The sequence below is a fragment of the Promicromonospora sp. MS192 genome (assembly GCF_049532985.1).
GTDB lineage: Bacteria > Actinomycetota > Actinomycetes > Actinomycetales > Cellulomonadaceae > Promicromonospora.
On the sequence record NZ_CP186693.1, the window covers coordinates 1,148,568 to 1,166,262 of the forward strand.

Below are 17,695 nucleotides of genomic sequence, written 5' to 3' on the forward strand. Positions count from 1 at the left end.
GGCTCCTGGGCCGGGACCCGGCTTCTCCCGGCCGCCGCATGTGGACTGTCTGGAATGTCACGCGGCGCGCTGGGCCGTCGCCGCGTGTCCGGCGCCCTTGCGCGTTCGCAGCGCCCGGACCCCCGCCTTCGCCGCGACGACCGCCGTCAGCACGAGGGGCCCGAACAGCGCGACCGCGGAGGCGGCGGTCCACCAGAACCGCCCGGTCGCCGGGGACGTCGCCAGCCCCGCCGCGGTCCAGGCGGCCGCCTCGCCGACCCACGGCAGCAGGTACCAGACCAGGTAGCCGGCGGCGAACACCGGACCGATCAGCCACACGTGCACGAACCACCGGCTCACCCGGCGGTCCGCCGGGGAGGCGTCGTCGAGGGCACGCTGTTCCGAGCTGCTGATCAGGCGGAACATCGCCTTGGCGCGCAGCTGGGTCGTCTCCCACAGGTTGGTGCATCCCGTGGCGGTCACCAGCACGGCGTACAGGTCGGAGCGCAGGAAGACCATGGCCTGCCACATCAGCGTCGACAGGTTGAGCAGCACGAGCAGCCGCAGGAACGGCGCGTCCCGCCACAGCACCTCGGCGAGCAGGGTCCCGGCCAGCAGCACGCTCTGGACGGCCATCCCGGCCAGCTGGGGCCCGTAGCGCCGGCGCCGGGCCACGCTCCAGATCTGCGTCAGGTCCGTCTCGAACACGAGGAGCACCCCGTACCGCACGTCGATCCCGAACCTCGACTGCAGGCCCAGTGCCCGCGTCGCGAGCCAGTGCCAGTACTCGTGCAGGGCCGTGATCGACCAGCCCACCGGCAGGACGATGAGCGCGCTGATCCCGAAGTCCGACACGATGATCGCATCCGTCGAGTGGGGGAGCAGGTCCGGTCGCGCGACGAGGGTGATCAGGGCGAACAGCGCGGCGACGGCGTAGACCGTCCAGGCGGTCCGGCCGAAGAACCATCGGGCCACCCGCTCGTCCACCCCGGCGAACCAGGTGCGCTGCTGGACGGGCGCCGTCGGCGCGGGGCCGGCGCCACCGGACGCTCCGTCGTGGGCGACGAACCCGAGCTCGTCGAGCGTGTCGACGAAGGACGCGACGTCCACGGTCTCCCCGGCGAACGCCTCGGCCTCCGCCGTGACCTCGGCGACGGTCCGCCCGGAGAGCAGGGACCGGACCACGACGCCACCCACGGCGGGGACGTTGATGTAGCTCCCGGCGGACGGGTCGCCGATGATGCACTCCTCGCCGTCGTCGGTGACGGTGAGGTCGCGCAGGGCCACGGTGGTGGTGCCGACGTCGCTCACGAGGCGCCTGCCATCGCACGGGGGGTGCGGGCGCAGGCCGGGCAGCCGGGGTCGCGGGCCCACTCCGTGCGGGTCTGGCGGCAGCCGTCGGCGGTGTCGAGGATCACGGACGCGCCCGCCGCGTACGGCGGGGCGAACCCGGTGAGATAGCGCAGCGCCTCGAAGGCCACGAGCGAACCGACCAGCGCGGCCGCCGGGCCGATGCCCCGGTTGACGCGGTCCAGGCCGCTGCTCAGCCGGCGGACGACGCCCCGGTCCGATGCGGCCCGGCTGCACCGGTAGCACGCGGTCCTGCCGGGGTCGACCGAGAAGTAGATCACCATGGTGCCGAACATGCCGCCGCGGATCCACGGGACGCCGGCCGTCACGCAGGCCTCGTTCACCCAGAGGTCGATGTCGTTCGGCTGGTCGACGCCCGAGACCACGAGGTCGGCGTCGGTCAGCAGGTCGCTGACGTCGTCGGGCCCGCCCACCCAGCGGCTCACCGTGCGTACGTCGATGTCGGAGCTGAAGGCCCGGGCCCACTGCGCGGCGCGCTCCACCTTCGGGGTGCCGACCTGATCCTCGCGGTAGACGAACTGGCGCGCGAAGTTCGCGGGCTCCACCAGGTCGTTGTCCAGCAGCGTGAGGCGGCCGACGCCGAGCCCGCACAGCGACTGCAGCACGTTCGACCCGAGGCCGCCGACGCCGAGCTGCACCACGTGCGCGTCGGCCAGGCGGCTGCGGAAGTCCTCCGCCGTGACGTCGAGGCTGCTGAACAGGTCGAAGTACGCGAGGTTGCTGTAGTCCCGGTGCTTTCTGGGCCGCCGGTCGATCGACGTCTCGGACCGTTCCAGCACCCTCAGCCCGTCCAGGGCCTCGATCGCCGTCCGGACCGTGGCGACGTCGGTGTCGTGCCCGGAGGCGCGCAGCCGGGCGGTGAGCGCGGCGGCGTCCTCCGCACCTTCGCGGAGGGCAGCCAGGAGGGCCGCGACGTCCCCGGTCGGGTCGTCGAGCTCGATGGTCCGGCTCTGGTCCGCCATGAGGGTCAAGACCTCGCCGGACCGTTCCCATCGGCAGTTCTTCAGCGCGATCATCGAGGACTCCCTGTCGTCGTGTACGGAGTGGGTGTGCCGAGGGCCGGCCCCGTCGCACGGGAGGCGTGCGGGGCCGGCCCCTGGTGCGGGAGTGCTGCTCAGCTGTCGCCGGGCGGGTCCGGGTACTGGGTCGCCTTCACCGGCTCGACCTTACGAACGACGATCGTCATGACTGGCCTCCCTCCTGGGTGTTCGGACTGGGCCATCTAAGGCAGTGCGCGGTGACCAGGACCAGGAAGTTGCTCCGGCAATTCGACCGGCAGCAGCGCAGGCAACGTCCGTTGCCCGGCAAGACTTCCTGGGCGGCGCCGTGCACGCCGTGGCAGCGTTCCTGCGTCACCCACGGTGAGGGTGCGGACGAGTGAGGAGAAGCCCATGACGACGGTGAAGCGATTCCTGGTGGTCGCCACGACGATGCTGATGGTCGTGGCCGGCGGGCTGTCGCTGGCGGCGCCGGCGAGCGCCCAGTGCCCCAAGGAGCTCCAGTGGTGTGTCGGCGCGCCGTGACGGCGCCCGGGACGACCGGTCGCCCGGCTCGCGGCGTCTGATCAGCCGCGAGCCGAGCGAGTGGCCCAGTGCTCCAGGATCCCGCGCAGGGCCGCCCGCCGGATGGGTTCGGGGTCGTGGTCGATGCCGGTCTCCCGCGCGAACTCCCACAGCAGCGCGTGCAGCTCGTACCGGCCCGGCGAGGGTTCCTCGATCAGGTGCGCCGAGGCCAGCTCGGCCAGGATGGTGTCCGTGGTCCGCAGCGGCAGGTCCCAGAGCGCCGCGACGGCGTCCCGGGACAGCCGGGTGCGTGGCGGGACCCCCAGCAGCCGGAAGTACCGTGCCGCCTCGTCCGAGAGCTGCCGGTACGACGCCGTGAAGGCTGCGCGCAGGTCGCACTCGGCGTCGTCCGCGGTGCGGAAGGCGTCGAGCGGTGCCGGTTCGGCCAGCCAGGCCGCCAGCGCCTCGGGCGCCTGCGCGGTGGTCCGGCGGACCAGGTGGTCGCAGGCGATGCGCAGCGCCAGCGGAAGCCCGGAGCAGCGCTGCACGATCGCGTCGACCGCCCCCGGCGCCGCACGCAGACGCTCGTCTCCCAGGAGCGTGCGGACCAGCCGGGCGGCGGCCCCCTCGGGCATCGGGGGTACGCCGACGTGCCGGGCCTCGTCACGGATGCTGAGCCCGCGCAGCTGGTGGCGGCTGGCCACGACCGTCGTGCAGGCGCCCGGGCCGGGTAGCAGGGGCCGGACCTGCTGGGCGGACGCGGCGTCGTCGAGGACGACGAGCACGCGCCGCGCGGCCAGCACCTGACGCAGCAGCGCCGTGCGGGCGACGGATGACGACGGGACGTCGGCGTCCGGGATCCCCAGGTCGGTCAGGAACTGGCGCGCGAGGTCCTCGGCCGACGGCGGCCGCCCGATGGAGCCATGCAGGTCGGCGTACAGCTGACCGTCGGGGAACGCGTCGTGCCGGGCATGGGCCCAGGCCAGGACGAGGGCGGTCTTGCCGACGCCGGCCGGGCCGTCGAGCACGACGCAACGGTGCCCGCCGCCGGGGCCGGTCAGCACGGTGTCCAGCGCCGAGAGCTCTTCTGACCGCCCGGAGAACGTCGACGGCGGGGAGGGCAGCTGGGTGGGCGCCGCACCGGCCGGCCCGAGGGCTTCCGGGGCGGGCACCCGGACGGCCGGCTCGGCCTGGGCCCGCTCCGGGGCCGGCTGCGCCCACCGTCGACGGTAGAAGTCGAGCAGCTCCCCGACCCGGGCGTCGTCGAGACCGAGGCCCGCCCCGATCGCGCGCAGGGTGCTCACCCGTGGCCGTCCGACGGCGCTGCGCTCGATGTTGCTGACCGAACGCACGGCCAGGCCGGCCCGCTCGGCGAGCTCCTCCTGGGTCAGGCCCGCGCGGCGGCGGAGCTGTGCGAGCAGGTCGTGCTCCGAGCTGTGCACTGTCATGCGGCTCCCGAGGGACGTGAACGACGTGGCCTTCCGCGCCCATCCTGAGCGCTCGGTGCCCGGCCGTCGTGCAGGTTCCTGCAACCTGGCCCCGGATCAGGCCGTCGGGACGATCCCCGTCCGGCCCTCCCAGGTGCCGTGCTCCGCGAGCGGACGGAAGCGGTACGTCGCGAACTCGTGGTGGAAGTCGCGCCGCCGGCGTTCGGCCATGGCGTCGGCGTGCCGCCGGGCCGCGGGGAGGTCGGAGCGGCCGTGCACCATCGCCTCCATCGCGCGCACGGTGCGCCACACGGAGAACGTGGCGATGGTGCGCGGCGGCCGGAAGGCGGCCAGGGCGAGCGTGGTACCGGGGTGGTCGCGCACCTGACGCTCGACGGGCTTGCCCCACCGCAGGAACCGGGGCACCTCGGGCAGCCGCATCCGCGCGACGGTCACCGCGACCACGGGTTCGTCCTGGTCCCAGGTGCCCGACCGGGCGGGCAGGCCGGGCAGCGCTGCCAGGTGGGACCAGCGGCGCAGGTACTCCAGTCGGACGTGCCAGCCGGTCGCCAGGTGGCGGCCCAGGGCGTCGTCGGACAGGAAACGGTCCACGGCGTCCTCGTCGCGCCACTGTGCGAAGACGGCGATCCGCCGCAGCTGCAGCCGGTCCGCGGAGACCGTGGGCGCGCCCAGGCGCATGAGGGCCAGGCACTCGGCGTGGTCCAGTCCCGGCGTCGTGGTGCCCGACGGCGGTCGCACGAGCGCGCGTGCCGTCACGGCCGCGGGCAGCTCGGCGAGGTGGAAGGTGTGCATCATCGCTCGCGCTCCATCTTGTAGTGCAGCCGCATCATCCAGGTGCGCCACATCCGCAGCTCGTGGTCCGTGCGGAGCACACCGTACGGGTCGCGGTACAGGCGGAAGGTCTCGTGCAGGGGGATGCGTGCCGCGAAGTCCCGGCCGCCGTCGCGGACGGTGACGTACGCGCCGTCCTGCCCGAACCGGCCCGGGGGCGACTCCAGGATGAGCCCGCCCTCGTCGGTGACGGCCGGGCGCAGGAAGACCTGCACGTTGCCGGACTCGAGCGGGAACGCGACGTGGACGCTCGGCCCGGCAGCGCCGGGGAGCCGGCGCGCCGAGTAGCAGCCGCTGAACACGTAGCGGCCCGACGGCCGCAGCGTGCGGAGCCACGCGGCCCCGACCTGCGCGCCGTGCCGGTCGCGGATCACGCGCACCCTGCTGTCCATGCCGTGTGCCACGTCGAGCGGGCGCATCGGGAGGGAGAGCTGCTCGACCCGGCGGCCGAAGAACCGCGCGACCAGCTCGCCGGCCGGCCAGAACAGCGGGGACCAGCCGGACCACACCTCCATGCGCCAGGCGGCGGTGTGCTCGTAGAAGTCGCGGATCCGGGGGTCGAGCCCTGCGGCGTCGAAGCCTGGCCCGTCGAGGACCGCCATCGTCGGCAGGAGGCCGGGGGCGGGGACCGCCGCGGTCGCGTCGTCGTCGACCGTGCCGCCGTGGTGCGCGGCCTCGGCGGCGAGCCAGCCGTCCGCGACCGTGGCGGACCGGCTCGTCGGGGCGCGCAACCAGGAGTGGTCGCCCGCTAGGTCGACCGGCCTGCCGGTCAGCCGCCAGAACTTCCGGGACCCGAGGTCCAGCAGGTGGTTCACGAGGACGCATTCTCGCAGGGGCTTCGTCGGTTACGGTCGGGGCGTGCTGCTCCCTGACTCGTCGGTGCCCGGGGCGGACCTGCCGGTCCGGGCGGTCCTGTCCGCCACGGTCGACGCCGTGCGGTCGCGCGGCGCCGCGGTGCTGGTCGCGCCGCCCGGGTCGGGCAAGACCTCGCTGCTGCCGCTCGCGCTGGCGGACGCCCTCGGTGGCACGGTCGTCGTGGCCGAACCGCGCAGGATGGCGACCCGAGCGGCCGCCGCCCGGCTCGCGGACCTCGTCGGCGAACCGCTCGGGCAGCGGATCGGCCACGCGATGCGCGGCGAGCGCAGCGGCGGCACGGGGCTGCGCGTCGAGGTGGTGACCACGGGCCTCCTGGTCCGGCGCCTGCAGCAGGACCCGGAGCTGCCGGGTGTCTCCGCGATCGTGATCGACGAGTGCCACGAGCGGCACCTCGACGCCGATCTGCTGCTGGCGCTCGCCCTCGACGTCCGGACGAACCTCCGGGACGACCTGGCGATCGTCGCGACCTCCGCCACGGCGGACACGGTGCGGCTGAGCCGTGCGCTGGGTGCGGAGGAGCCGGCGCCCGTGGTCACCGCGTCCGCCGCGCTGTTCGACGTGGCCGTCGAGTGGGCCCCGCCGCCGGTCACCACCCCGCTGCTCCCCGGCGGGCGGGTCGACCCTCGCCTGCTGGACCACGTCGCCGCCGTCGTCCGGCGGGCGCTGGCCGAGAACGAGGGCGACGTGCTCGTGTTCGTACCGGGGGAGGCCGAGATCCACGGGGTGACGCGCCGGCTGGCCGACCAGAACGTGCTGCCCCTGTTCGGCCGCCAGTCCCGCGCCGAGCAGGACCGGGCGCTCGCGCCGTCCGCCGTGCGCCGGATCGTGGTGACGACGTCGGTCGCGGAGAGCTCGCTGACCGTGCCCGGGGTCCGGGTCGTGGTCGACTCGGGTCTGGCCCGGGAGCCGCGCACCGACCAGTCCCGTGGCCTCGGTGCGCTGGTCACCTGCCGGGTCTCGCGGTCCTCGGCCGAGCAGCGGGCGGGTCGTGCCGGGCGTGAGGCGCCCGGGCGGGTCTACCGGTGCTGGTCCGCGACGGATCATGCCCGGCTCGACGACCATCCGGCGCCGGAGATCGCGATCGCGGACCTGGCGTCCTTCGCTCTCGACCTCGCGGCCTGGGGTGCGCCCGGGGGCGCCGGCCTGACGCTGCTCGACCCGCCGCCGCCGGCGGCGATGACCGCGGCCGGTGAGCTGCTGCGCCGCATCGACGCCGTGGACGAGGAGGGCCGGATCACCGGGCGGGGCCGGCGGATGGCGGCGGTGGGGGCGCACCCCCGGCTGGCCCGCGCGCTGCTGGACGGGGCAGCGCGGGTCGGTGCCGACCGGGCGCGCGAGGTCGTCGCGCTGCTCTCGGACGACTCCGGCCGGGGCTCCGGCGACGACCTGCCCGCTCGGTGGCGGGCCCTGCGTCGCGGCGACGACCGTGCGGCCACGGCGCGGTGGCGGGAGGAGGTGAGGCGGCTCGGCCGGGGTACGCCGGGTGCCTCTCCGCCTGCCTCTCCGGCGGGCGGAGAGGCGGGGCCCGGCCGTGAGGAGCAGCGCGTCCCGGACGATCTCGCGGCCGGGATCGTGGTGGGCCTGGCGTACCCGGACCGGATCGCGCGCGCCCGGGGGAGCGACTCGGCCACCTACCAGATGTCGGGTGGCACGGGCGCCGCGCTGGACCCGCAGTCGCCGCTGCGGGCCACGCCCTGGCTGGCGATCGCGGTCGCGGACCGGGCGCCAGGCCGCGTCGACGCCCGGATCCGTGCCGCGGCGCCGATCGACGAGGCCACGGCGCGGGACGTCGCCGCCGAGCTGGTCTCGAGGGCCGACCAGATCCGCTGGGCCGACGGGCGGATAGTGACGCGGCGGGTCGAGACGCTCGGGGCGATCGTCCTGAGCGACGCGCCGCTGGCGCAGCCGGACCCGCTGCAGGTGCAGGCGGCCGTCCGTGACGGTATCCGGCGCAGCGGCCTGTCCGTGCTGCGCTGGTCGGAGGCCGCGGTCGCGCTGCGCGACCGGCTGGCGTTCTGCCACGCGCACCTCGGCGCCCCGTGGCCGGCCGTCGACGACGACGCGCTGCTGGCCGGCCTCGACGACTGGCTGGGTACCGAGCTCGCGTCGGTGCGGGCCGCGCGCGACCTGTCCCGCATCGACGTCACCTCGGCCCTGCGGCGCCTGCTGCCCTGGCCCGAGGCCGTCCGGCTCGACGAGCTCGCGCCCGAACGGCTCCGGGTCCCGTCCGGCTCCGAGGTGCGGCTCGCGTACGACGGCGCCGGGCCGCCGGTCCTCGCCGTGAAGCTGCAGGAGGTGTTCGGCTGGACCGTCACCCCGGCCGTCGCGGACGGCCGCGTCCCGGTGGTGCTGCACCTGCTGTCGCCCGCGCAGCGCCCGGTGGCGATCACGAGCGACCTCGCGTCGTTCTGGAAGCAGGGCTATCCGCAGGTCCGGGCCGACATGCGGGCTCGTTACCCGCGGCATCCGTGGCCGGAGGATCCGCTGACGGCGGTGCCGACGAGGAGGGCGAAGCCGCGGCGGTGAGCCGGGTGCCTGCAGTGGCCGGCGGGAGCACCGGGGGCGAGCGCCCCCGGCGTCCTGCCGGGCGGGAGGCCCTTACGCGATGGTGATGATCGTCTTGCCCGCGACTCGCGCCGTCGGGTTCAGTGCCTCGACCGCCTCGGCGAGCGGCCGCACGGCCGCGACGTTCGTCCGCAGGCGCCCGTCGCGGACCCGGCGGACGATCTCGACGAGCTGGGCGCGGTCGACCTCGACGACGAAGAACACGGACCGCCCGCCCTCCGGCTGCCGGGCGGGCGGCTCGGCGATCGACACGAGGGTGCCACCCGGCCGGACGAGGTCGACGGACCGGTCGGCGATCTCCCCGCCGATGACGTCGAGGACGAGGTCGACGTGCCCCACGGCGGCGAGGTCGTCGGTGCCGAGGTCCACGAAGTCGTGCGCGCCGAAGTCGGTCGCCGTTGCCCGGTCGGCCGTGCGTCCGGTCCCGATCACGTACGCGCCCGTCTCGCGGGCGAGCTGGGTGACGACCGACCCGACGCCGCCGGCGGCGCCGTGCACGAGCACGGTCTGCCCCGCCTCGAGCCGTCCGTGGTCGAACAGGGCCTGCCACGCGGTGAGCCCGGAGATCGGCAGGCTCGCGCCGGTGACGAAGTCCACGTCGGCCGGCAGCGGTGCGAGGTTGCGGGCCTCGACCGCCACGTACTCGGCGAGCGTGCCGTCGCGCGTCCAGTCCGCGAGGCCGAGCACGCGCTGCCCCACGCTGATCCCGGTGGTCCCGTACCCGAGCCCGGTGACCACGCCGGCGAGCTCGTGGCCCGGGATGCTCGGCGTGCGGTCGTGGCCGGCGCGGTCGGTCCACGTGGCCGGCCAGGTCAGCTCGCCCGGCGTGAAGCCGGAGGCGTGCACGCGCACGACGACGTCGTTCTCCGCCGCGCTCGGTTCCGGCTGGTCCGTGAGCCGCATCCCGGCGGTGCCGGCGTCCCGGTCGGTGACGGTGATGGCTTTCATCTGATGTTCTCCCGTTCGGTCGTCTCGTCCTGTGGGCGAGGTGTGCTTCACCGGGTAGACGAGATGCGGGGCCCTGGCGTCAGGTTCCGGTGGAGTCCCGCCAGAGCGTGAGCTTGTGTGGGTTCCACTGGATCAGCACGTCGACCACGGCACCGTCGCGGACGACGAGCTCCAGCACGCCGCTGACCGAACCATCGTGCTCGAAGGTCAGGACCGGGCCGGCGTCCGTCGTCCGGCTCACGAGCCGCACGGGGCTCTGCCGCGCGAGCACGCCCACGACGAAGCGCGCCACCTTGTCCGGGCCGTGCACGGGGTTGAGGGCGGCCCGGACGATCCCGCCGCCGTCGGACCGCAGAGTGACGCCCGGGTGCAGGAGCCGCACGAGCGTCGCGACGTCGCCGGTGTTGGCCGCATGTCGGAACGCCGCCGTCAGCGGGGCGCTCGCCTCGCCGGCCGTCGGCTCCGGCCCGTGCGCGGCCACGCGGGCACGCGCGGACGACGCGAGCTGCCGCACGGCGCCCGGGGAACGGTCCAGGATGTCCGCGACGTCGGCCACCGGGTAGTCGAACACGTCCCGGAGCACGAAGGCGACACGTTCGGCCGGGGTCATGCTCTCCATCACGCTCAGCAGCGCCATGCCCACCGACTCGGCCGCCAGGGCCCGCTCCGCAGGGTCGCCGCCGGACGGTGCCGGCACCTGGAACCGGCCGCCGGGGACGGGTTCGGGGAGCCATGGGCCGGTGTAGAGCTCGTGGTGCCGACGCGCGCTCTTCAGCACGTCCAGGCACACGCGGCTCGTCGTCCGGGCGAACCAGCCGACCGTGTTGCCGACGTCCGCCCGGGCGCCCTCGTCCAGCCGGTACCAGCGCACGAACGCCTCCTGGACGGCGTCCTCGGCGTCCGCGACCGTGCCGAGCATCCGGTAGGCGAGCCCGACCAGACGGTCACGATCCAGGCCCGTGACCGGCCACACCTGCGTCATGCGCCCATCATGACCCCGGACCGCTGCGGTTATCCTGGCCCGCATGTCCCTCACCTCCGCGCTCGGCGACGACTGGGTCCCGGCGCCGGACGGCGTCCGCGAGCGCTCCGCGGCCCGCGTCATCCTCGTCGACGGCGCCGGCCGTGTGCTCGTGGTGCGCGGCCACGACGTGAACCAGCCGGAACGGTCCTGGTGGTTCACGGTGGGCGGCGGCATCGACGCGGGAGAGACTCCCGTGCAGGCGGCGCTGCGCGAGACCCGTGAGGAGGCGGGCGTCGTGCTGGCCGCCGAGGACCTGGTGGGCCCGGTGCTGACCCGGACGGGCATCTTCGACTTCTTCGCGGAGACCTGCCGTCAGCACGAGGTGTTCTACCTGGCCCGGGTGGCGGACGCCGTCGCGGTGTCGACCGACGGCTGGACGGCGGCCGAGCAGGAGCTGCTGGACGAGATGGCCTGGCTCACCCCCGCGGAGCTGCGGGAGCAGCCGCTGGAGGTCTTCCCGCCGGAGCTGCCCGACGTCGTCGACCACCTGCTGGCCGGCTGGGACGGCGAGGTGCGGCACCTGGGCGTGCAGCTCGACGACTGAGCGCCCCCGGTGTGCGCGAGCGTGCTTGGAATGGTGTTCGGCGCATTTTCTCTGTGATTTATCATGCATTGTTGGAGCGTCTTATATGCCGATGCATGGGCGTCCGAACTGCACAAATGCAACGCCTGCCGTGCAATCCGGACGCCGAAGAAAAGTACTGCGGGTGAAAACCAGGAATGCGCGCTGATATGCCGCGCGCATCGCAATGAAGCCTGTTTAGCGTGGTGGCGCAGGGGCACCCACCACGGAAGGTTCCAGTCATGGAGAGACTCACCAAGGCCGCGCTCGCGACGGGTGGCGCCGCCGCACTGCTGCTCGGTGGTGCCGGCACCCTCGCGTTCTGGACGGACGACGGCCTCGCGACCGGCACGGACGTCACCTCGGGCACCCTGACCATGACCGACGGTGCGTGCGGCGACTGGACGCTCGACGGCGGCGGTGCCGTCACCGAGGGCATCGTGCCGGGCGACACCGTGACCACCGACTGCGCCCTGACCGTGGGTGGCACGGGTGACCACCTCGCGCTGGGTGACATCACGGTGACCGCCCCCACCTGGGCGGAGGACAACGCGCTGACCGCCGTGCTGGACGTCGCCGTCTCCGGGGCCACGCTGGACGGTGCCCCCGTCACCCTTCCGCTGGCCGAGCCGGTACCCGTCGAGGCGGCCTCCGACCTCGTGGTCACGGTCGCGGCCACCTTCCCGGACGACGCCGGCAACGAGACCCAGGCGCTCACCGCAGCCCTGGAGGACGTCACGGTCCAGGTGACACAGGCCCACCTCGTCCCCGCACCCTGACCGGTGGTGCCGAGACCGTGCGGACAGCAGCTCGTCTGACGGGGCGTGCGCTCGCGGCCGTGGTCGTGGTCGTGGCGGGCGCCGCGCTCGTGCTGGGGGTGATCGTGCCCCGGGCGGCCGGCGCCACCCCCTTCGTGGTGCTCACCGACTCCATGGAGCCCACGCTCCCCGTCGGCACCCTGGTCGTGTCGCGCCCGGTCGACGCCGGGCGGATCGGCACCGGCACCGTCATCACCTACCAGCTCCGGTCGGGTCGGGAACGGATGGTGACGCACCGCGTCGTCGGCGTCGGTTCGACGGTCGGTGGCGAGCGCACCTACGTCACTCAGGGCGACGCGAACGATGTGCCCGACGTGGTGCCCGTCCGGGACGTCCAGGTGCGTGGCGCGGTCTGGTACCACGTGCCCTACCTCGGGTACGTGGCCGGGGTGTTCACCGGGCAGCGTGCGGCGGTCGGTGCCGTCGTGGCCGTGCTGCTGCTCGGCTACGCGGGGTGGCAGGTGTTCCGTGCCGTGCGCGAACGGTCCGCGCGGGTGCCCGTAGGCCCCGCCGCCGTCGGCCCTGGGGTGGCCGACGGCGGCGGTCCCCGCGAGGGGCCGGGGCGTTCCGAGGAGGGGCCGGTGGTGCGCGAGCACACCGCCGCGGGCGGGGCCGGGGGAGAGCCATGAGGTGGGCGGCGTCGGTGCTCGTCGCCGGGCTCGTGGCCGGGTCGGCCCTCGGGGGACCGGCCGGGTCGGCGTCCGCGGTGCCGGACGGCGATGCGGAGCGGCTGTTCCTGAGCGTGGACGGGAACACCTGGGCGCCCGTCGTCACGGCGCCGCTGCTCGATCCCGGCCTGGTGTGGGTGCCGGGCGACGTCGCGACCGGCACGCTGTACGCCCGCAACGGGTCCGGCGAGGCCGCGGACGTGGCGGTGACGGTACGCCTGGACGGTGGGCCGGCCGGCGCGGGCCTGCCCCTGGCGGACGCGCTCGACGTGCGCACGCGCCTGGGGGACGGCGCGTGGACGGACGGCCCGGTCTCGGCGGTCACGAGCCTCGCACCTGGCGAGGAGCTGCCGATCGGGATCGAGGTGGGGTTCGATCCCGCGGCCGGCAGCTCGACACAGGACCGGACGGTGCACCTCGACCTCGTCGTGACACTCTGGGGCGTCGGGCCGGGCGCGGGCGACGGCGGTGCGGGCGGTGGCGCCGTGCCCGGGGCGGGCGGCCCGGGGACGCTGCCGCGGACGGGCGCGAACCTGCTGTTGCCGACCCTGCTGGCGGCCGCCGCGGTCGTCCTGGGTGTGCTGCTGCGCAGGGGAGCGCGCCGTGGGTGACCGGGGCGGGGCTGTACCCCGCGCGCTGTCGCGGCGACGGCGCATCACGGTGGCCGTGCTCGTGGCCCTGGCGCTGTGCACGGGCACAGGGGTCGCGTGGGGAGCCTGGGCGGCCGGGGGCACCACCACGGGCCCGGCGGACGCCGTCACGGCCTGGACCCTGCCGGCCACCGCGACCACCTGCACCGACACCGACGGGCAGGTCTTCGAGACGGCAGCGGTCACCTGGCCGGAGACCAGTACCCCGCATGCCCTCGACTACACGGCCACGATCAACGACGTGGCGGCGCCGGTGACGGACGACGGCGCCACCCGCACCGTGGTGATCGACCAGGCCGTGCTGCAGCAGCTCTTCAGCGGGCTGTTCGGCGGCACGCTGACGGTCCGCGTGACCGCATCGCTGCCCGGCACGTCGTGGACCGCGCCGGTGGCCACCGAGACGGTCCAGGCGGGGGTGATCGTGGTACCGCCCGGGCTGACGCTGGAGTGCACCTCCTGAACGCCGGGAGCCCTGCGGGCCGCGCCGTAGGATGGACGGCTGTGAGCATCCCGACCATCGGCGTCCTCGCCCTGCAGGGCGACGTCCGCGAGCACCTGGTAGCCCTCGAGTCCGTGGGCGCACGCGCCGTGACCGTGCGCCGGCCCGCCGAGCTGACCGCCGTGGACGGTCTCGTGCTGCCCGGCGGCGAGTCGACGACGATCGACAAGCTGCTGCGGATCTTCGAGCTGCGCGACCTGTTGCAGACCCGCATCAAGGAAGGCCTGCCGGTGTACGGCTCGTGCGCGGGGATGATCCTGCTCGCCGACCGGATCCTGGACGGCACCGCGGACCAGCAGACGGTCGGCGGGATGGACGTGGTGGTGCGGCGCAACGCCTTCGGCCGGCAGGTCGACTCGTTCGAGACGGACCTCGAGTTCACGGGCATCTCGGACGCCGGGGACGGCGGACCGGTGCGCACCGCGTTCATCCGCGCCCCCTGGATCGAGGAGGCCGGGAGCGACGTCGAGGTGCTCGCGCGGATCCCGGCTGTGGATACACAGGGCCGTCCGGTGGCGGCCGCCGGTAGAATCGTCGCAGCACGGCAGGGGCCGCTGCTCGCCACCGCGTTCCACCCCGAGATCACGGGGGACACGCGCGTGCACGGGTTGTTCGCCGGCATGGTTGCGGGCGGCTGAGCGGTCGTCCCGCTACCGTTCGACGCCACTGCACCAGTCACCGCACACGAGTCACCGCAAACGCAAGGAGTCAGGTAAAGGCATGTCAGGTCACTCCAAGTGGGCCACGACCAAGCACAAGAAGGCCGCGATCGACGCCAAGCGCGGCAAGCTCTTCGCCAAGCTGATCAAGAACATCGAGGTCGCGGCGCGCACGGGCGGCGGCGATCTCGCCGGTAACCCGACGCTGTTCGACGCGGTCCAGAAGGCGAAGAAGTCGTCGGTCCCCAACGACAACATCGACCGTGCGGTCAAGCGCGGCTCCGGCGAGGGCGCCGACGCCGTCGACTACCAGACGATCATGTACGAGGGCTACGGCACCAACGGCATCGCCGTCCTCGTCGAGTGCCTCACCGACAACAAGAACCGCGCCGCCTCCGAGGTGCGCCTGGCGTTCTCCCGCAACGGCGGCAACCTCGCCGACCCGGGCTCGGTGTCGTACCTGTTCTCCCGCAAGGGCCTGGTCGTGGTGCCCAAGGCCGACGGCGTCACGGAGGACGACGTGATGCTGGCCGCCCTCGACGCGGGCGCCGAGGAGGTCACGGACCAGGGCGAGGTCATCGAGGTGCTCAGCGAGGCCACCGACCTGGTGCAGGTGCGCACGGCCATCCAGGAGGCGGGTATCGAGTACGACTCCGCCGACGTGATCTTCCACCCCTCCATGCAGGTCGAGGTGGACGTCGAGGGTGCCCGCAAGATCATGCGCCTCATCGACGCGCTCGAGGACAGCGACGACGTGCAGAACGTCTACGCCAACTTCGACGCGAGCGACGAGGTCATGGCGGCCCTCGACGACGAGGAGTAGGCGAGCCTGCAGGGCCCCCGGGGGCGCGCGTGAGAGGGTTCCTCCGTGCGCGTTCTCGGTGTTGATCCCGGTCTGACCAGGTGCGGCGTCGGCGTCGTCGACTCGCTGCCGGGTCGCCGGGCAAGGATGGTCGCGGTCGGGGTGATCCGCTCCGACGCGGACCTGTCCACCGATCTGCGGCTGCTGAAGGTGGCCGAGGGCCTGGACGCGTGGCTCGACGAGCACGTCCCCGACGTCGTGGCCGTCGAGCGGGTCTTCGCCCAGCACAACGTCGGCACGGTGATGGGGACCGCCCAGGCGGCGGGCCTGGCCATGGTGGCCGCAGCCCGTCGCGGCGTGCCCGTCGCGCTGCACACGCCGTCCGAGGTGAAGGCCGCGGTGACCGGCTCGGGCCGCGCCGACAAGGCGCAGGTGACGACGATGATCACCCGCATCCTCGACCTGGAGGAGGCGCCCCGCCCGGCCGACGCCGCCGACGCCCTCGCGCTCGCCGTCTGCCACCTCTGGCGGCCGTCCGGCGCCCTCCAGGGCGGCGACCGGCACGAGCTCACACCGGCCCAGCGGGCCTGGGCCGCCGCCGAGCAGGCCGCCCGGCAGCGTCCGCGGCGCTGACCCGGCGTGCCTCCCCGAGGAGGCACACCCGCGCTTGTTAGGCTCCTCGCACGAACGTTCGATGAAAGGGGAGCCCGTGATCGCCTCGCTGACGGGGACCGTGGCCCACGTGGGCCTGGACCGCGTGGTGGTGGACGTCGGCGGCGTCGGCTACCTGGTGCACGCCACGCCCACCACGCTCGCCGGGCTCCGCGTCGGCGAGACGGCGGGTGTCGCCACGAGCATGGTGGTCCGCGAGGACTCGATGACCCTCTACGGGTTCGGCGACGCCGACGAGCGTGACGTGTTCGAGGCGGTGCAGACGGTCTCCGGCGTCGGCCCGCGCCTGGCGCTCGCGATGCTCGCCGTGCACACCCCGGACGCGCTGCGCCGCGCCGTCGCCACCGAGGACCTCGCCGCGCTGACCCGCGTGCCCGGCATCGGCAGGAAGGGCGCCCAGCGCATCGTGCTGGAGCTCGGCGACCGCCTGGGCCCCGCCTCCGGCAGCGCTCCGGCCGAGGCCGCGACCGCTGCGGCGACCGTCGCCGGCGACCACACCGAGCGGGTCGTCGAGGCACTGACGGGCCTCGGCTGGCCGGCCAAGCAGGCGGACGACGCCGTCGCGAAGGTGCTCGCCGAGGCGGGCGCCGAGGTCGTGGCCGCCGACGAGGTCGCCACCACGCTCCGCGCCGCGCTGCGCCTGCTGGGAGGCCACCGTGGCTGACGTCTCCACCGAGACGGAGGGCCCCGGCGGCCGCATCGTCGCACCCAGCGCCGACGAGGTGGAGCGGGCCGCCGAGGCCGCGCTGCGCCCCAAGCGGCTCGACGACTTCGTGGGCCAGCAGGTGGTGCGCGACCAGCTCTCCCTCGTGCTCCAGGCCGCCCTGGCCCGCGGCAACCCGCCCGACCACGTGCTCCTGTCCGGCCCGCCCGGGCTCGGCAAGACCACCCTGGCCATGATCATCGCGGGCGAGCTGGAGTCCCACCTGCGGCTCACCAGCGGGCCGGCCATCCAGCATGCCGGCGACCTCGCCGCCGTCCTGTCCTCCCTGGAGGAGGGCGACGTGCTGTTCATCGACGAGATCCACCGCCTGGCCCGCCCCGCCGAGGAGCTCCTGTACGTCGCCATGGAGGACTTCCGCGTCGACGTCGTGGTGGGCAAGGGCGCCGGTGCCTCCGCGATCCCGCTGGCACTGCCGCGGTTCACCGTGGTCGGCGCCACCACCCGGTCCGGCCTGCTGCCCGCCCCGCTGCGCGACCGCTTCGGCTTCACCGGGCACATGGACTACTACTCGCCGGCCGAGCTGGAGCGCGTGATCCTGCGCTCCTCCGGCCTGCTCGGCGTCCACCTCGAGCACGCGGCCGCCCACGAGATCGCCGGCCGCTCCCGCGGCACGCCCCGCATCGCCAACCGGCTGCTGCGCCGGGTGCGCGACTGGGCGCAGGTGCGCGGCGACGGTCGCCTCGACCTGCACGCCGCGAGGTCCGCCCTGGAGGTCTACGAGGTCGACCCCATCGGCCTGGACCGCCTCGACCGCGCCGTCCTGACCGCGCTGTGCACCCGGTTCGGCGGCGGACCCGTCGGCCTGTCCACGCTCGCCATGACCGTGGGCGAGGAGGCGGAGACGGTCGAGACCGTCGCCGAGCCGTACCTCGTGCGCGAGGGGCTCGTGGGGCGCACGCCGCGCGGCCGCGTGGCCACGCTCGCGGCCTGGGAGCACCTGGGGCTGACGCCGCCCGCGCAGCCCGGCGCCGCCGCGGCAGGGGGCACCGCGCCCGAGGACCAGGGAACTTTGCTGGATCCCTGACGTTGTCCCTGTGGCGCCGTCCGCCGCGATCCGAGGATCAGCCCACCGCGCACTACACTGGGTTGGATCCTCG

At 74.5% G+C, this 17,695-nt stretch carries 19 protein-coding genes; 12 read left to right on the plus strand and 7 right to left on the minus strand.

Going from position 1 to position 17,695, the window contains the following annotated elements; all coding sequences use genetic code 11:
* Positions 1-57: 57 nt before the first annotated feature.
* Both ACO229_RS05135 and ACO229_RS05140 read right to left on the minus strand, forming a co-directional pair.
* Positions 58-1,290: a hypothetical protein gene (locus ACO229_RS05135; protein ID WP_423464018.1), complete on the minus strand. Its 1,233-nt coding sequence runs from the start codon at positions 1,288-1,290 to the stop codon at positions 58-60.
* Positions 1,287-2,366: a HesA/MoeB/ThiF family protein gene (locus ACO229_RS05140; protein ID WP_397430439.1), complete on the minus strand. Its 1,080-nt coding sequence runs from the start codon at positions 2,364-2,366 to the stop codon at positions 1,287-1,289. The genes ACO229_RS05135 and ACO229_RS05140 overlap by 4 nt, the downstream gene beginning before the upstream one ends.
* Before the next feature lie 375 nt (positions 2,367-2,741).
* Between ACO229_RS05140 and ACO229_RS05145 the strand changes: the two genes are divergently transcribed.
* Complete coding sequence (locus ACO229_RS05145; RefSeq protein ID WP_397413539.1) at positions 2,742-2,873, plus strand: hypothetical protein; 132 nt, start codon at positions 2,742-2,744, stop codon at positions 2,871-2,873.
* 41 nt (positions 2,874-2,914) lie between these two features.
* Here the strand turns inward: ACO229_RS05145 and ACO229_RS05150 are convergent, their stop codons facing one another.
* The 3 genes from ACO229_RS05150 to ACO229_RS05160 all read right to left on the minus strand — a co-directional run bounded on the left by ACO229_RS05150 (position 2,915) and on the right by ACO229_RS05160 (position 5,946).
* On the minus strand, positions 2,915-4,300 hold the full coding sequence (locus ACO229_RS05150) for a helix-turn-helix domain-containing protein (protein ID WP_423464019.1): 1,386 nt from the start codon (positions 4,298-4,300) through the stop codon (positions 2,915-2,917).
* Positions 4,301-4,396: 96 nt separating this feature from the next.
* Positions 4,397-5,095 carry a hypothetical protein gene (locus ACO229_RS05155; protein ID WP_397430436.1) on the minus strand — a complete coding sequence of 233 codons (699 nt, stop codon included), beginning with the start codon at positions 5,093-5,095 and terminating at the stop codon, positions 4,397-4,399.
* Positions 5,092-5,946 carry a hypothetical protein gene (locus tag ACO229_RS05160; RefSeq protein WP_423464020.1) on the minus strand — a complete coding sequence of 285 codons (855 nt, stop codon included), beginning with the start codon at positions 5,944-5,946 and terminating at the stop codon, positions 5,092-5,094. The genes ACO229_RS05155 and ACO229_RS05160 overlap by 4 nt, the downstream gene beginning before the upstream one ends.
* A gap of 43 nt (positions 5,947-5,989) precedes the next feature.
* On the opposite strand from ACO229_RS05160, the gene hrpB reads away from it, so the two are divergent.
* Positions 5,990-8,533 (plus strand): ATP-dependent helicase HrpB, encoded by a 2,544-nt coding sequence (gene hrpB / locus ACO229_RS05165; protein WP_423464021.1) that lies wholly within the window; start codon positions 5,990-5,992, stop codon positions 8,531-8,533.
* 72 nt (positions 8,534-8,605) lie between these two features.
* On the opposite strand, the gene ACO229_RS05170 is transcribed toward hrpB, so the two are convergent.
* Both ACO229_RS05170 and ACO229_RS05175 read right to left on the minus strand, forming a co-directional pair.
* Positions 8,606-9,520 (minus strand): NADP-dependent oxidoreductase, encoded by a 915-nt coding sequence (locus ACO229_RS05170; RefSeq protein WP_397413533.1) that lies wholly within the window; start codon positions 9,518-9,520, stop codon positions 8,606-8,608.
* Between the two features lie 79 nt (positions 9,521-9,599).
* Positions 9,600-10,502 carry a sigma-70 family RNA polymerase sigma factor gene (locus ACO229_RS05175; RefSeq protein WP_423464022.1) on the minus strand — a complete coding sequence of 301 codons (903 nt, stop codon included), beginning with the start codon at positions 10,500-10,502 and terminating at the stop codon, positions 9,600-9,602.
* A 43-nt stretch (positions 10,503-10,545) separates the two neighbouring features.
* On the opposite strand from ACO229_RS05175, the gene ACO229_RS05180 reads away from it, so the two are divergent.
* The 10 genes from ACO229_RS05180 (at position 10,546) to ruvB (ending at position 17,622) form a co-directional block, all read left to right on the plus strand.
* Positions 10,546-11,088 (plus strand): NUDIX hydrolase, encoded by a 543-nt coding sequence (locus ACO229_RS05180; protein ID WP_397430431.1) that lies wholly within the window; start codon positions 10,546-10,548, stop codon positions 11,086-11,088.
* A gap of 260 nt (positions 11,089-11,348) precedes the next feature.
* Positions 11,349-11,885: an alternate-type signal peptide domain-containing protein gene (locus tag ACO229_RS05185; protein ID WP_397413529.1), complete on the plus strand. Its 537-nt coding sequence runs from the start codon at positions 11,349-11,351 to the stop codon at positions 11,883-11,885.
* 17 nt (positions 11,886-11,902) lie between these two features.
* A complete protein-coding gene (locus ACO229_RS05190; RefSeq protein ID WP_397430430.1) occupies positions 11,903-12,553 on the plus strand; it encodes a signal peptidase I in 651 nt (216 codons plus the stop codon).
* Positions 12,550-13,203 (plus strand): hypothetical protein, encoded by a 654-nt coding sequence (locus ACO229_RS05195; RefSeq protein ID WP_397430429.1) that lies wholly within the window; start codon positions 12,550-12,552, stop codon positions 13,201-13,203. The genes ACO229_RS05190 and ACO229_RS05195 overlap by 4 nt, the downstream gene beginning before the upstream one ends.
* Positions 13,196-13,702, plus strand: coding sequence for a hypothetical protein (locus ACO229_RS05200; protein ID WP_423464023.1), 507 nt, complete (start codon positions 13,196-13,198; stop codon positions 13,700-13,702). Before ACO229_RS05195 ends, ACO229_RS05200 begins: the two co-directional genes overlap by 8 nt.
* A 41-nt stretch (positions 13,703-13,743) precedes the next feature.
* The gene (gene pdxT / locus ACO229_RS05205; protein ID WP_397413525.1) at positions 13,744-14,379 is read left to right on the plus strand and encodes a pyridoxal 5'-phosphate synthase glutaminase subunit PdxT; all 636 of its coding nucleotides are present in this window, start codon (positions 13,744-13,746) and stop codon (positions 14,377-14,379) included.
* Positions 14,380-14,461: 82 nt separating this feature from the next.
* A complete protein-coding gene (locus ACO229_RS05210) occupies positions 14,462-15,223 on the plus strand; it encodes a YebC/PmpR family DNA-binding transcriptional regulator (protein WP_397413524.1) in 762 nt (253 codons plus the stop codon).
* Between the two features lie 45 nt (positions 15,224-15,268).
* A complete protein-coding gene (ruvC, locus tag ACO229_RS05215) occupies positions 15,269-15,835 on the plus strand; it encodes a crossover junction endodeoxyribonuclease RuvC (protein WP_397413523.1) in 567 nt (188 codons plus the stop codon).
* Between the two features lie 76 nt (positions 15,836-15,911).
* Positions 15,912-16,538, plus strand: coding sequence for a Holliday junction branch migration protein RuvA (ruvA, locus tag ACO229_RS05220; protein ID WP_397430426.1), 627 nt, complete (start codon positions 15,912-15,914; stop codon positions 16,536-16,538).
* A complete protein-coding gene (gene ruvB, locus ACO229_RS05225) occupies positions 16,531-17,622 on the plus strand; it encodes a Holliday junction branch migration DNA helicase RuvB (RefSeq protein ID WP_423464024.1) in 1,092 nt (363 codons plus the stop codon). The genes ruvA and ruvB overlap by 8 nt, the downstream gene beginning before the upstream one ends.
* Positions 17,623-17,695 lie beyond the last annotated feature (73 nt).

Bases quoted from the DNA above. Each gene is read 5' to 3' on its own strand.
- ACO229_RS05175 (WP_423464022.1), bottom strand. From the start codon at position 10,502: ATGACGCAGGTGTGGCCGGTCACGGGCCTGGATCGTGACCGTCTGGTC.
- ACO229_RS05140 (WP_397430439.1), bottom strand. From the start codon at position 2,366: ATGATCGCGCTGAAGAACTGCCGATGGGAACGGTCCGGCGAGGTCTTG.
- ACO229_RS05155 (WP_397430436.1), bottom strand. From the start codon at position 5,095: ATGATGCACACCTTCCACCTCGCCGAGCTGCCCGCGGCCGTGACGGCA.
- ACO229_RS05185 (WP_397413529.1), top strand. From the start codon at position 11,349: ATGGAGAGACTCACCAAGGCCGCGCTCGCGACGGGTGGCGCCGCCGCA.
- ACO229_RS05195 (WP_397430429.1), top strand. From the start codon at position 12,550: ATGAGGTGGGCGGCGTCGGTGCTCGTCGCCGGGCTCGTGGCCGGGTCG.
- ACO229_RS05150 (WP_423464019.1), bottom strand. From the start codon at position 4,300: ATGACAGTGCACAGCTCGGAGCACGACCTGCTCGCACAGCTCCGCCGC.
- ACO229_RS05170 (WP_397413533.1), bottom strand. From the start codon at position 9,520: ATGAAAGCCATCACCGTCACCGACCGGGACGCCGGCACCGCCGGGATG.
- ACO229_RS05180 (WP_397430431.1), top strand. From the start codon at position 10,546: ATGTCCCTCACCTCCGCGCTCGGCGACGACTGGGTCCCGGCGCCGGAC.
- ACO229_RS05210 (WP_397413524.1), top strand. From the start codon at position 14,462: ATGTCAGGTCACTCCAAGTGGGCCACGACCAAGCACAAGAAGGCCGCG.
- ACO229_RS05145 (WP_397413539.1), top strand. From the start codon at position 2,742: ATGACGACGGTGAAGCGATTCCTGGTGGTCGCCACGACGATGCTGATG.